Genomic DNA, 14283 nt, shown 5'->3' on the forward strand with positions numbered 1-14283 from the left:
GCCGGCATCAGAACCCAAATATTACGCAGCTGTAGCGAATGAATACTGAAGCCACGCACGACAAAAATGAAGCACTCTCCACCGGCGTTCGTCTGCGCAATGCCCGTGAACAACTCGGATTCAGCCAGCAGGCAGTCGCGGAGCGACTTTGCCTGAAGGTCTCCACGGTACGCGATATTGAAGAAGATAAGGCGCCAGCCGATCTCGCTTCAACATTCCTGCGCGGGTATATCCGTTCTTATGCGCGTCTGGTGCATATTCCTGAAGAAGAACTGTTGCCAGGGCTGGAAAAACAGGCTCCGATTCGTCCTGCTAAAGTCGCGCCGATGCAGAGCTTTTCGCTCGGTAAGCGTCGTAAGAAACGCGACGGCTGGTTAATGACCTTTACCTGGCTGGTACTGTTTGTCGTTGTCGGACTGACAGGTGCCTGGTGGTGGCAGAACCATAAAGCGCAGCAGGAAGAGATCACCACCATGGCCGATCAATCCTCCGCTGAGTTGAATGCCGGTAAAGAGGGTGCGCAGAATGTACCGTTAGATACCAGCGCTGCGGCAAGCAAGGATACCACGTCGGTAGCTGAAAATGGCGCGGTAACGGATGCGGCGCCAGCGCAACAAGATGCCGCAGCGACTCAGGCTCCGGCTGCTGATGCGCAACAGAACGCCGTTGTAGCACCTTCTCAGGCTAACGTTGATACCGCAACCACAGCGCCAACCGCTCCGGCCGCCGCAGCACCGTTGCCGACTGACCCGGCGGGCGTTACAACACCGGCTGGCGATCCTAACGCGCTGGTAATGAACTTTACCGCCGACTGCTGGCTGGAAGTCACCGATGCGACCGGTAAGAAACTGTTCAGCGGGATGCAACGTAAAGATGGCAATCTGAATCTGACCGGTCAGGCGCCGTACAAACTGAAAATTGGCGCTCCGGCGGCAGTGCAGATTCAGTTCCAGGGTAAACCTGTCGACCTGAGTCGTTTTATCAGAACTAACCAGGTTGCGCGTCTGACCGTTAATGCCGAACAATCACCGGCTCAGTAACAGACGGCAATGCGGGAGATTTTTTAATGCATAACCAGGCTCCAATTCAACGTAGAAAATCGACACGAATTTACGTTGGGAACGTGCCGATCGGCGATGGCGCTCCCATCGCCGTACAGTCGATGACCAATACGCGTACCACAGATGTGGAAGCAACGGTTAATCAGATTAAAGCGCTGGAACGCGTAGGCGCAGACATTGTTCGTGTCTCTGTACCGACAATGGATGCAGCAGAGGCGTTCAAGCTTATCAAACAGCAGGTTAACGTCCCGCTGGTTGCCGATATTCACTTCGACTATCGTATCGCGCTGAAGGTGGCGGAATACGGCGTTGATTGCCTGCGTATTAACCCAGGCAATATCGGCAACGAAGAGCGCATTCGCATGGTGGTTGACTGCGCTCGTGATAAAAATATTCCGATCCGCATCGGCGTTAATGCCGGTTCGCTGGAAAAAGATCTGCAGGAAAAATACGGAGAACCGACGCCGCAAGCGCTGCTGGAATCTGCTATGCGCCATGTGGATCACCTCGATCGCCTGAACTTCGATCAATTCAAAGTCAGCGTTAAAGCGTCTGACGTTTTCCTCGCCGTAGAGTCTTATCGCTTACTGGCGAAACAGATTGATCAGCCGTTGCATCTGGGGATCACCGAAGCCGGTGGTGCACGCAGCGGGGCGGTAAAATCCGCGATCGGTTTAGGGTTGCTGCTGTCTGAAGGGATCGGCGATACGCTGCGCGTTTCTTTGGCTGCCGATCCGGTGGAAGAGATCAAAGTTGGCTTCGACATCCTGAAATCGCTGCGCATTCGTGCGCGCGGGATCAACTTTATCGCTTGCCCAACCTGCTCGCGTCAGGAGTTTGACGTTATCGGCACGGTGAACGCGCTGGAGCAACGCCTGGAAGATATCATTACGCCAATGGATGTTTCGATCATCGGTTGCGTGGTAAACGGCCCTGGTGAAGCGCTGGTTTCTACGCTGGGCGTGACGGGCGGTAACAAGAAAAGCGGTCTGTATGAAGACGGAGTGCGTAAGGACAGACTCGATAACGACGACATGATTACGCAGCTTGAAGCCCGCATTCGTGCTAAAGCAAGTATTCTGGACGAAGCGCGTCGTATCGACGTGCAGCAGCTTGAAAAATAACAACGTGATGGGAAGCGGCGTGCTTCCCGTGTATGATTGAACCCGCATGGCGCCCGCATTGTTCGGGTTAGCGCTGAGGGTTCATTTTTATATTCATAAAGAGAATAAACGTGGCAAAAAACATTCAAGCCATTCGCGGCATGAACGATTATCTGCCTGGCGAAACCGCCATCTGGCAGCGCATTGAAGGCACTCTCAAAAACGTGCTCGGCAGCTATGGTTACAGTGAAATCCGCTTGCCGATTGTAGAGCAGACCCCGTTATTCAAACGCGCGATTGGTGAAGTCACCGACGTGGTTGAAAAAGAGATGTATACCTTTGAGGACCGTAATGGCGACAGCCTGACGTTGCGTCCTGAAGGGACTGCGGGCTGCGTACGCGCCGGCATCGAACATGGTCTCCTGTACAATCAGGAACAGCGTCTGTGGTATATCGGGCCGATGTTCCGCCACGAACGTCCGCAAAAAGGGCGCTATCGTCAATTCCATCAGTTGGGTTGCGAAGTTTTTGGCCTGCAAGGCCCGGACATCGATGCTGAACTCATTCTGCTGACCGCCCGCTGGTGGCGTGCGCTGGGTATTTCCCAGCATGTGAGACTTGAACTGAACTCCATTGGTTCGCTTGAAGCACGTGCGAACTACCGTGATGCGCTGGTCGCTTATCTGGAACAGTATAAAGATAAACTGGACGAAGACTGTAAGCGCCGCATGTACACCAACCCGTTGCGCGTGCTCGACTCCAAAAACCCGGAAGTACAGGCACTGCTCAACGATGCGCCTGCGCTGGGAGACTATCTGGATGACGACTCGCGCGAGCATTTTGCAGGCTTGTGCAAACTGCTGGAATCCGCAGGTATTGCCTACACCGTCAATCAGCGTCTGGTTCGTGGTCTTGATTACTACAACCGTACCGTATTTGAGTGGGTCACCACCAGCCTGGGCTCACAAGGTACCGTGTGTGCAGGTGGTCGTTATGACGGTCTGGTAGAGCAACTTGGCGGCCGCGCAACGCCGGCGGTAGGCTTTGCTATGGGCCTTGAACGACTTGTTTTGTTAGTTCAGGCAGTTAATCCGGAATTTAACGCAGATCCTGTTGTCGATATATACCTGGTCGCTTCAGGGGCAGACACGCAGTCAGCGGCAATGCGACTTGCAGAACGTCTGCGCGATGAAGTTCCTGGTGTGAAACTGATGACAAACCACGGCGGCGGCAACTTTAAGAAACAGTTTGCCCGCGCCGATAAGTGGGGCGCCCGCGTTGCACTAGTACTGGGCGAGTCCGAAGTGGCTGACGGTACTGTTGTAGTGAAGGATTTGCGCTCTGGTGAGCAAACGGCAGTAGCGCAGGATAGCGTTGCCGCGCATTTGCGCACTCTATTGGGCTAAGGAGAAGGACAGCGTGGAAATTTACGAGAACGAAAACGACCAGGTTGATGCGGTAAAACGCTTCTTTGCTGAAAATGGCAAAGCGCTGGCTGTTGGGATCATTTTAGGGGTTGGCGCGCTGGTTGGCTGGCGTTACTGGACCAGCCATCAGACAGAGTCCGCACGCTCTGCTTCTCTGGCTTATCAAAATACGGTGACTGCGGTTAGCGCGGGTAAACCGGATAGCATTCCTGCTGCAGAGAAATTTGCCGCAGAGAACAAAAATACTTACGGCGCGTTAGCTTCACTGGAACTGGCGCAACAGTTTGTTGACCAAAATGAACTAGAGAAAGCTGCAAGCCAATTGCAACAAGGCTTAGCTGCGACCAGCGATGAAAATCTCAAAGCGGTGATTAACCTGCGTCTGGCTCGTGTTCAGGTTCAGCTTAAACAGGCTGATACCGCGCTGAAAACGCTCGACACCATTAAGGGTGAAGGGTGGGCGGCCATTGTTGCCGATCTGCGCGGTGAAGCGTTGCTGAGCAAAGGCGACAAACAAGGCGCGCGTAGCGCATGGGAAGCGGGCGTGAAAAGCGATGCCTCTCCTGCTCTGAGCGAAATGATGCAGATGAAAATCAATAATTTGTCCATCTGAGAGGGACCCGATGCAATTGCGTAAATTACTTCTGCCAGGGCTGCTTTCTGTTACCCTATTGAGCGGCTGTTCACTGTTTAGTGGCGAAGAAGATGTCGTTAAGATGTCCCCATTACCGGTGGTTGAAAACCAGTTTACTCCGTCCACTGCATGGAGCACCTCTGTAGGCAACGGTATTGGTGATTTCTATTCCAATCTTCATCCTGCGCTGGCGGATAATGTTGTCTATGCAGCTTCACGCGCCGGTGTCGTGAAAGCGTTGAATGCTGACGACGGTAAAGAAGTCTGGTCTGTTAATCTGGGTGAGAAAGACGGCTGGTTCTCCCGTGCATCAGCACAGCTTTCTGGCGGTGTCACCGTATCCGGCGGGCATGTTTATATCGGCAGTGAGAAAGCGCAGGTTTATGCGCTGAACACCAGCGACGGTACCACCGCATGGCAGACGAAAGTTGCCGGGGAAGCGCTGTCTCGTCCGGTTGTTAGCGATGGCATGGTGTTGATCCACACCAGTAACGGCCAACTGCAAGCCTTGAACGAAGCTGACGGCGCCATCAAATGGACCGTTAACCTCGATATGCCTTCTCTGTCACTGCGCGGAGAATCTGCGCCAGCGACCGCTTTTGGCGCTGCCATTGTCGGTGGCGATAATGGTCGCGTAAGCGCCGTGCTGATGCAGCAGGGCCAGATGATTTGGCAGCAACGCATTTCGCAGGCGACAGGTCCAACGGAAATCGATCGTCTGAGCGACGTTGATACCACACCGGTTATCGTCAATGGCGTTGTTTACGCGCTGGCTTATAATGGTAACCTGACGGCGCTGGATCTGCGTAGCGGTCAGATCATGTGGAAACGTGAACTGGGCTCGGTGAATGATTTTATCGTCGACGGTAACCGTATCTACCTGGTTGACCAGAACGACCGCGTACTGGCGCTGACCACCGACGGCGGCGTGACGCTGTGGACGCAAAGCGATCTGCTGCACCGTCTGCTGACGTCCCCGGTATTGTATAACGGCAATCTGGTTGTGGGTGATAGCGAAGGCTACCTGCACTGGATCAACGTTGACGATGGCCGTTTTGTTGCCCAGCAGAAAGTTGACAGCTCTGGTTTCCTGACTGAGCCGGTCTCTGCTGATGGTAAACTGCTGATCCAGGCGAAAGACGGTACGCTGTACTCTATTACGCGTTAATCGTCCCGGCCGCTCGCTTTGAAAAACGGCTCCTGGTGCAGGGGCCGTTTTACTGTTTTTAACAAGGCGCAAAATGCGCCCGTTGTCTGATGATTTTTTAAATGAGGCTTTAAACATGGTACCTGTGGTCGCGCTTGTCGGGCGCCCTAACGTTGGTAAATCCACGTTATTTAACCGTCTAACTCGCACCCGAGATGCGCTGGTTGCGGATTTCCCGGGTCTGACTCGTGACCGTAAGTACGGTCGTGCGGAAATTGAAGGCCGCGAGTTTATCTGTATTGATACCGGCGGTATTGATGGCACCGAAGACGGTGTTGAAACCCGTATGGCGGAACAGTCGCTGTTGGCTATTGAAGAAGCGGACGTTGTGCTGTTCATGGTGGATGCGCGTGCTGGCCTGATGCCTGCAGATGAAGCTATTGCGAAGCATCTGCGTTCGCGCCAGAAACCGACGTTCCTGGTCGCCAACAAAACTGACGGACTCGATCCTGACCAGGCGGTTGTTGATTTTTACTCACTGGGGTTGGGCGAAATTTATCCGATCGCGGCGTCTCATGGTCGTGGCGTTCTTAGCCTGCTGGAACATGTTCTGCTGCCGTGGATGGATGACGTTGCTCCGCAGGAAGAAGTGGACGAAGACGCGGAATATTGGGCGCAACTGGAAGCCAAAGAAAACGGCGAAGAAGAGCCTGAAGACGATTTCAACCCGCAGGATCTGCCGATCAAACTGGCGATTGTTGGTCGTCCGAACGTAGGTAAGTCCACGCTTACTAACCGTATTCTCGGCGAAGATCGTGTGGTGGTTTACGACATGCCGGGGACCACGCGTGACAGTATTTATATCCCAATGCAGCGTGATGAACGCGAATATGTGCTCATCGATACCGCAGGCGTGCGCAAGCGCGGCAAAATTACCGAAGCGGTAGAAAAATTTTCAGTTATCAAAACGCTGCAGGCGATTGAAGACGCCAACGTGGTGATGCTGGTGATTGACGCGCGCGAAGGTATTTCCGATCAGGACCTGTCGCTGCTGGGCTTTATCCTCAATAGTGGACGCTCACTCGTTATCGTAGTCAATAAGTGGGATGGCCTGACACAGGAAGTGAAAGAGCAGGTCAAAGAGACGCTGGACTTCCGTCTGGGCTTTATTGATTTTGCGCGCGTACACTTTATCTCTGCGCTGCACGGCAGCGGTGTCGGTAATCTGTTTGAATCGGTCCGTGAAGCGTACGACAGCTCCACCCGCCGCGTTAGCACCGCGATGCTGACTCGCATCATGACCATGGCGGTAGAAGATCATCAGCCGCCGCTGGTGCGTGGTCGTCGCGTTAAGCTGAAATATGCTCACGCCGGTGGTTATAACCCGCCAATCGTGGTGATCCACGGCAATCAGGTTAAAGACCTGCCGGATTCGTACAAGCGCTATCTGATGAACTATTTCCGTAAATCTTTGAACGTGATGGGGACGCCGATCCGCATTCAGTTTAAAGAAGGAGAAAACCCGTTTGCTAACAAACGCAATACGTTGACTCCCACTCAGATGCGTAAACGTAAGCGTTTGATTAAGCATATTAAAAAAAGCAAGTGATCGTTGCTTGATGCTGATAAAAACCCGCGCTTGTCGCGGGTTTTTTTCGTTAATTCATCGCCAGCCTCAACCCGTGCGATGTCAATTACTATTCGTTTTTTACCAAGTTTAAATCTAAGAAAGTAGACATTTGTCGAGTTTTCATCTTAAAGTCCGGGGTCTGGTACTAGACAAAACTAGTCTTAGGTTATCAAATGGTTAAATAAATTTTCGCCGCATGTAAAAAATCGGTCAGATACGTAACTGACTGGCGTACATCGAGGTGTCTACACGCACGACGACATAACTTTCGGGAGAATTATGCAATCCTCTGTTAATCAAAAAGAAAGCCGAACTTTCTTCGGCCATCCTTATCCGCTCGGCTCGCTGTTCTTCACAGAGATGTGGGAGCGTTTCTCGTTTTATGGCATTCGCCCGTTACTGATCCTGTTTATGGCGGCTACCGTTTATGACGGCGGCATGGGGCTGGCGCGTGAAAACGCCTCGGCGATCGTGGGTATCTTTGCCGGTACGATGTACCTCGCCGCGCTGCCGGGCGGCTGGTTGGCGGATAACTGGCTCGGTCAGCAAAAAGCAGTGTGGTACGGTTCCATTCTGATTGCGCTCGGCCATCTGTCGATTGCGCTCTCGGCCATCATGGGGAACAACCTGTTTTTTATCGGCCTGATGTTTATCGTGCTCGGCTCCGGTCTGTTTAAGACCTGTATTTCGGTCATGGTAGGCACGCTGTATAAAAAAGGCGATGCGCGCCGCGACGGCGGTTTCTCGCTGTTCTACATGGGCATCAACATGGGGTCGTTCATCGCGCCGCTGATCTCCGGCTGGCTGATTAAAACCCACGGCTGGCACTGGGGTTTTGGTATTGGTGGCATCGGGATGCTGGTCGCGCTGATTATTTTCCGTGTTTTTGCCGTTCCGTCGATGAAGCGCTACGATAGCGAAGTCGGTCTGGATTCCACCTGGAATAGTCCTGTTGTGAAACGTAACGGCGTGGGCGCGTGGCTGCTGGCGCTGGCCGTCGGCGTGGTGGTTATCGTTACGCTGATTGCGCAGGGCGTGATTGTGATAAACCCGGTCGCGGTTGCCAGCATGCTGGTGTACGTGATCGCCGCATCCGTTGCTCTCTACTTCATCTACCTGTTTATCTTTGCTGGTCTGAATCGTAAAGAGCGCGCCAGACTGCTGGTTTGTTTTATCCTGCTGGTCTCCGCCGCGTTCTTCTGGTCGGCGTTTGAGCAAAAACCAACCTCGTTTAACCTGTTCGCCAATGACTACACTAATCGTATGATCGGTGATTTTGAAATCCCGGCGGTTTGGTTCCAGTCAATCAACGCGCTGTTTATCATTCTGCTGGCACCTGTGTTTAGCTGGGCGTGGCCGAAGCTGGCGAGCATGAACATTCGTCCGAGCAGCATCACCAAATTTGTTATCGGTATTCTGTGTGCAGCGGCAGGTTTTGGTCTGATGATGCTGGCGGCGCAAAACGTGCTGAGCAACGGCGGGGCAGGCGTTTCACCATTCTGGCTGGTGGGCAGTATTCTGATGCTTACGCTTGGCGAACTGTGTCTGAGTCCGATTGGTCTGGCAACCATGACGCTGTTGGCACCGGAAAGAATGCGTGGGCAGATGATGGGTCTGTGGTTCTGCGCCAGTGCGCTGGGTAACCTGGCCGCGGGTCTGATTGGTGGTCATGTGAAGGCTGACCAACTGGATATGCTGCCGGATCTCTTCGCGCGCTGTTCGATTGCGCTGCTGATCTGCGCTGCAGTACTGATCGTCCTCATTGTTCCGATTCGTCGCATGCTGGAAAATACGCAAACTAAACCGGTGACCAGCGCCTGATACCACCTCGTTTGTGCCGGGGCAGACGTTGTGTCCCGGCCATTTAATTTTCGAGGTAAGAACATGCTGTTTGGGTTTGTTGGCCTTGGCGCAGTCGTTGAAACGGCATACTTGCCTGCATTACATAACCTCTTTAGTGATTCACTACGCTGAGCGGGTTTTGATGTTCGCTCCACTAAACAGCCTGCAGGCGTGACGCGTTGCACATCCTTCGAAGAACTGCTTACTCAGCCTTTTGATATCTTGTTTATCACGACCTTTTCCCTGCACCATCTTGAGGTGTTTGAACAAGTCCAGGCCTTTCCCATCGCATGTACCGTGGTTGAAAATTCACTGGCGATCTGGCTCAACAAATATGCGGGACCTGATGGCGGACAAAAGGTCTGCGGATTTATCTTCGCGACGGGAACATCATCAGCCATGACCGATGCGGTGCGTAAGAAGTGGAGTGCCTGCTAACGTTACAACAGCAGTTACGTGGGCCACATTACGCGCATGGTGTTAAAATAAAAACAAGAATACATTTTCTGTACAAGGACACGATATGTCGATTACATGCCCGGATTGTCATGCTGAGCCGGAGCCACAAAACGGTGTGGCGCACTGCGAGCAGTGTCACAAAGATATTCAGCTGGAAGCGCGTTGTCCGGAATGCCATTTGCCACTGCAAGTGTTAAAAGCCTGCGGCGCGGTGGATTATTTCTGTCAGAATGGCCATGGGCTGATTTCGAAGAAACGCGTGGAGTTTGTGCCGGTTTAATCCGGCTTTTTCTTACGCGTTTTCTTTGCCACCGTTACGCCTTTCACTTCGCTCTCTACCCAACCATCAGACAGTCGGGTGGTGAGCACATCACCGGCCTTCACCTGTTTGGTTTGCTTCAGCACTTTGCCGTCTGTCGCGGTAGTGACGCTATAACCACGTGCCAACGTGGCCAGCGGGCTGACGGCTTCCAGATGCGTGACCGCATTGCCAAAACGTTCTCGCTGCACGCTAACGCGCGAGCGAATATTTTCCGCCAGTCGATATTCCAGTTGTTGAATACGTGTTTGCGTGCGGTGGATACGCGGCTGCGGGTTTTGCTGATTCAGACGCTGTAGTATGCGCTGTTGACGCTGATTTGCCTGTTTGATCTTATTCTCAAGTGCGAAGTTCATTCTCTGACGCAGTCGTTCCAGCACGGTCTGCTGGCGGGCCAGACGCAACTGCGGATGCTGTTGTTGCAGGCGGTGAAAAAGCTGGGTAAATCGACGAGTTCGGTTGGCGAGATAGTAGTCCATCGCCATCTCCAGACGCTGCTGACCATGCTGAATTTGACGCAGCAGTTCAAGTTGGTTGCGGCTGACAATCTCCGCCGCGGCTGATGGCGTGGGCGCTCGCAGATCGCCGACAAAATCGGCAATAGTGACGTCAGTTTCGTGGCCGACGGCGCTGACTACTGGAATGTTGCTGGCAAAGATCGCTCGCGCTACACGTTCGTCGTTAAAGCTCCATAAATCTTCCAGCGAGCCGCCGCCGCGTCCGACGATTAATACGTCGCATTCGTTGCGGGCATTCGCCAGCTCAATGGCGCGTACAATTTGTCCTGGCGCATCATCGCCCTGGACTGCGGTCGGGTAGATAATAACGGGCAGGGAAGGGTCGCGACGCTTCAGGACGTGAAGAATATCGTGCAGTGCAGCCCCGGTTTTAGAGGTGATAACCCCGACGCAGTGGGCCGGTGAGGGCAGTGTTTTTTTGAATTGCTGATCGAACAGCCCTTCAGCCTGCAGTTTGGCCTTCAGTTGCTCATATTTTTGCTGCAACAAGCCTTCGCCAGCTGGCTGCATGCTCTCGACGATTATCTGGTAGTCCCCACGCGGCTCATACAATGTAATGTTGGCGCGTACCAGTACCTGTTGCCCGTGCTGTGGGCGGAACGTTACCCTGCGGTTACTGTTGCGAAACATCGCGCAGCGAACCTGAGCGGTGTCATCTTTGAGCGTGAAATACCAGTGACCCGAGGACGGCTGAGTGAAATTGGATATTTCACCGCTGATCCATACTTGCCCCATTTCCTGCTCAAGCAGCAAGCGAACCGTCTGATTCAGGCGGCTTACGGTAAAAATTGAGGTGGTCTGAGAGGATAACATGTGAGCGGGATCAAATTCTAAATCAGCAGGTTATTCAGTCGAAAGTAACATGCCCACAGAGGAGCGCAAGGTTTTTTTGCAAAAAAGTGTGGATGCAATCGGTTACGCTCTGTATAATGCCGCGGCAATATTTAATAACCTCCCAGGTGAGATATTGCCCATGCTACGTATCGCAAAAGAAGCCCTGACGTTTGACGACGTCCTCCTCGTTCCCGCTCATTCTACCGTTCTGCCGAATACTGCTGACCTCAGCACCCAGTTGACGAAAACCATTCGCCTGAACATTCCTATGCTCTCCGCAGCAATGGACACCGTGACGGAAGCGCGCCTGGCAATTGCTCTGGCCCAGGAAGGCGGCATCGGTTTTATCCACAAAAACATGTCCATCGAGCGCCAGGCGGAAGAAGTTCGCCGCGTGAAGAAACACGAATCTGGCGTGGTAACTGACCCACAGACCGTACTGCCAACCACCACGCTGCGCGAAGTGAAAGAACTGACCGAGCGTAACGGTTTTGCAGGCTACCCGGTTGTGACGGAAGATAACGAACTGGTCGGCATCATCACCGGTCGCGACGTACGTTTTGTGACCGATCTCAGCCAGCCAGTGAGCGTTTACATGACCCCGAAAGAGCGTCTGGTGACCGTTCGCGAAGGTGAAGCGCGTGATGTTGTTTTTGCCAAAATGCACGAAAAACGCGTTGAAAAAGCGTTGGTTGTTGATGACAGCTTCCACCTGCTCGGCATGATCACGGTTAAAGATTTCCAGAAAGCAGAACGTAAACCTAACGCCTGTAAAGACGAGCATGGTCGTCTGCGCGTTGGCGCTGCTGTCGGCGCGGGTGCTGGTAACGAAGAGCGTGTTGACGCGCTGGTTGCCGCGGGCGTTGACGTACTGCTGATTGACTCCTCTCACGGTCACTCTGAAGGTGTATTGCAGCGTATTCGTGAAACTCGCGCTAAATATCCGGATCTGCAGATCATCGGCGGTAACGTTGCAACGGGCGCAGGCGCTCGCGCACTGGCGGAAGCCGGCTGCAGCGCGGTTAAAGTCGGTATCGGCCCTGGCTCCATCTGTACGACTCGTATCGTGACCGGCGTAGGTGTACCGCAGATCACCGCTGTTTCTGACGCCGTTGAAGCGCTGGAAGGCACCGGTATTCCGGTTATCGCCGATGGCGGTATTCGCTTCTCCGGCGACATCGCGAAAGCAATCGCTGCCGGTGCTGCTGCAGTGATGGTTGGTTCCATGCTGGCGGGTACCGAAGAATCCCCGGGCGAAATCGAACTGTACCAGGGCCGTTCTTACAAATCATACCGCGGTATGGGCTCTCTGGGCGCGATGTCCAAAGGCTCCTCCGACCGTTACTTCCAGAGCGATAACGCTGCTGACAAACTGGTCCCGGAAGGTATCGAAGGCCGTGTAGCGTATAAAGGCCGCCTGAAAGAGATCATCCACCAGCAGATGGGTGGCCTGCGCTCCTGTATGGGCCTGACCGGCTGTGGTACTATCGACGCGCTGCGCACTCAAGCAGAGTTTGTACGCATCAGCGGTGCGGGTATTCAGGAAAGTCACGTTCACGATGTGACCATCACCAAAGAGTCCCCTAACTACCGCATGGGCTCCTGATAAGTTTCCGCGCCCGGCTATATGCCGGGCGAATTTGTTTCACTTGCCTCGGAATTAGCGTCAATGACAGACAATATTCATAAACATCGCATTCTCATCCTCGATTTCGGCTCGCAGTATACTCAGTTGGTTGCACGTCGCGTACGTGAACTGGGCGTCTACTGTGAACTGTGGGCATGGGATGTTACGGAAGCACAAATTCGCGAATTCAACCCAAGCGGTATCATTCTTTCCGGTGGTCCGGAAAGCACCACCGAAGCAAACAGCCCGCGCGCGCCAGAATACGTTTTCAATGCCGGTGTGCCGGTATTCGGCGTCTGCTACGGCATGCAGACTATGGCAATGCAGCTCGGTGGTCATGTTGAAGGATCTAACGAACGTGAATTCGGCTATGCGCAGGTAGAGGTTCAGACCGACAGCGCGCTGGTGCGTGGTATTGAAGACTCCCTGACCGCCGATGGCAAACCGCTGCTGGACGTATGGATGAGTCACGGCGATAAAGTGACCGCTATCCCGGAAGGTTTCGTTACTGTCGCCAGTACCGACAACTGCCCGTTCGCCATTATGGCGCACGAAGAAAAACGCTTCTACGGCGTGCAGTTCCACCCGGAAGTGACCCACACCCGTCAGGGCATGCGTATGCTGGAGCGCTTTGTGCGCGATATCTGCCAGTGTGAAGCGCTATGGACACCGGCAAAAATTATCGATGACGCCGTTGCCCGCATTCGCGAGCAGGTTGGCAATGATAAAGTGATCCTCGGCCTGTCCGGTGGCGTGGACTCCTCCGTCACCGCGATGCTGCTGCACCGTGCGATCGGTAAAAACCTGACCTGTGTGTTCGTTGACAACGGTCTGCTGCGCCTGAACGAAGCCCAGCAGGTAATGGATATGTTTGGTGACCATTTTGGACTGAACATCGTTCACGTTGAAGGCGAACAGCGTTTCCTGGACGCGCTGAAAGGTGAGAACGATCCGGAAGCGAAACGTAAGATCATCGGCCGCGTATTCGTTGAAGTGTTCGACGAAGAAGCGCTGAAACTGGAAGATGTGAAATGGCTGGCGCAGGGTACTATCTACCCTGACGTGATTGAATCCGCGGCTTCCGCCACCGGTAAAGCGCACGTCATTAAATCTCACCATAACGTCGGCGGCCTGCCGAAAGAGATGAAGATGGGTCTGGTTGAACCGCTACGTGAGCTGTTCAAAGACGAAGTGCGTAAGATTGGTCTGGAGCTGGGCCTGCCATACGACATGCTGTACCGTCACCCGTTCCCGGGGCCGGGTCTCGGCGTGCGCGTACTGGGCGAAGTGAAGAAAGAGTACTGCGACCTGCTGCGTCGTGCGGATGCTATCTTCATTGAAGAATTGCACAAAGCTGACCTGTACAACAAAGTCAGTCAGGCGTTCACCGTGTTCCTGCCGGTGCGTTCCGTTGGCGTCATGGGCGATGGCCGTAAGTACGACTGGGTTGTTTCCCTGCGTGCTGTTGAGACCATCGACTTTATGACCGCCCACTGGGCGCATCTGCCGTATGACTTCTTAGGCCGAGTCTCTAACCGCATCATCAACGAAGTTAACGGTATTTCCCGCGTGGTGTATGACATCAGCGGTAAGCCGCCAGCTACCATTGAGTGGGAATGATTTAACGTCTGGCAACAGCCTGCACGTAAAAGCAGTAAAGTACCTCTAAGCCCGCGTAACTG

Annotated in this window: 11 protein-coding genes and 1 pseudogene; 11 read left to right on the forward strand and 1 reads right to left on the reverse strand. The window is 53.7% G+C overall.

Annotation, left to right across the window (positions count from 1 at the left end):
- The first annotated feature begins 38 nt into the window (after positions 1–38).
- From rodZ to NMD08_RS07225, 9 genes and pseudogenes are all read left to right on the forward strand, one after another.
- Positions 39–1040 (forward strand): cytoskeleton protein RodZ, encoded by a 1002-nt coding sequence (gene rodZ / locus NMD08_RS07185; RefSeq protein ID WP_370619870.1) that lies wholly within the window; start codon positions 39–41, stop codon positions 1038–1040.
- A gap of 26 nt (positions 1041–1066) precedes the next feature.
- Positions 1067–2185 (forward strand): flavodoxin-dependent (E)-4-hydroxy-3-methylbut-2-enyl-diphosphate synthase, encoded by a 1119-nt coding sequence (gene ispG, locus NMD08_RS07190; protein ID WP_016154000.1) that lies wholly within the window; start codon positions 1067–1069, stop codon positions 2183–2185.
- Between the two features lie 110 nt (positions 2186–2295).
- Complete coding sequence (gene hisS, locus NMD08_RS07195; protein ID WP_151224082.1) at positions 2296–3570, forward strand: histidine--tRNA ligase; 1275 nt, start codon at positions 2296–2298, stop codon at positions 3568–3570.
- A 13-nt stretch (positions 3571–3583) separates the two neighbouring features.
- Positions 3584–4204 carry a YfgM family protein gene (locus NMD08_RS07200; protein WP_151217653.1) on the forward strand — a complete coding sequence of 207 codons (621 nt, stop codon included), beginning with the start codon at positions 3584–3586 and terminating at the stop codon, positions 4202–4204.
- A gap of 10 nt (positions 4205–4214) precedes the next feature.
- Positions 4215–5393, forward strand: coding sequence for an outer membrane protein assembly factor BamB (gene bamB, locus NMD08_RS07205; protein ID WP_151217652.1), 1179 nt, complete (start codon positions 4215–4217; stop codon positions 5391–5393).
- A gap of 115 nt (positions 5394–5508) precedes the next feature.
- Complete coding sequence (gene der / locus NMD08_RS07210; RefSeq protein ID WP_079939511.1) at positions 5509–6981, forward strand: ribosome biogenesis GTPase Der; 1473 nt, start codon at positions 5509–5511, stop codon at positions 6979–6981.
- Positions 6982–7281: 300 nt separating this feature from the next.
- Complete coding sequence (locus NMD08_RS07215) at positions 7282–8823, forward strand: peptide MFS transporter (RefSeq protein ID WP_151217651.1); 1542 nt, start codon at positions 7282–7284, stop codon at positions 8821–8823.
- A gap of 63 nt (positions 8824–8886) precedes the next feature.
- Positions 8887–9177 (forward strand): annotated as a pseudogene (locus tag NMD08_RS07220) (oxidoreductase); the annotation flags it as partial.
- A 190-nt stretch (positions 9178–9367) separates the two neighbouring features.
- Positions 9368–9583, forward strand: coding sequence for a zinc ribbon domain-containing protein (locus NMD08_RS07225; protein WP_151217650.1), 216 nt, complete (start codon positions 9368–9370; stop codon positions 9581–9583).
- Here NMD08_RS07225 and xseA read toward each other — a convergent pair.
- Positions 9580–10953 (reverse strand): exodeoxyribonuclease VII large subunit, encoded by a 1374-nt coding sequence (xseA, locus tag NMD08_RS07230; protein WP_151217649.1) that lies wholly within the window; start codon positions 10951–10953, stop codon positions 9580–9582. The genes NMD08_RS07225 and xseA overlap by 4 nt on opposite strands.
- 160 nt (positions 10954–11113) lie before the next feature.
- Between xseA and guaB the strand changes: the two genes are divergently transcribed.
- Positions 11114–12580, forward strand: coding sequence for an IMP dehydrogenase (guaB, locus tag NMD08_RS07235; RefSeq protein ID WP_187253548.1), 1467 nt, complete (start codon positions 11114–11116; stop codon positions 12578–12580).
- Positions 12581–12643: 63 nt separating this feature from the next.
- Entirely contained in the window at positions 12644–14221 is a 1578-nt protein-coding gene (gene guaA / locus NMD08_RS07240; RefSeq protein WP_151217648.1) for a glutamine-hydrolyzing GMP synthase, read from the forward strand.
- Positions 14222–14283 lie beyond the last annotated feature (62 nt).

The organism is Citrobacter meridianamericanus (genome assembly GCF_041320245.1).
GTDB classification, from domain to species: domain Bacteria; phylum Pseudomonadota; class Gammaproteobacteria; order Enterobacterales; family Enterobacteriaceae; genus Citrobacter; species Citrobacter meridianamericanus.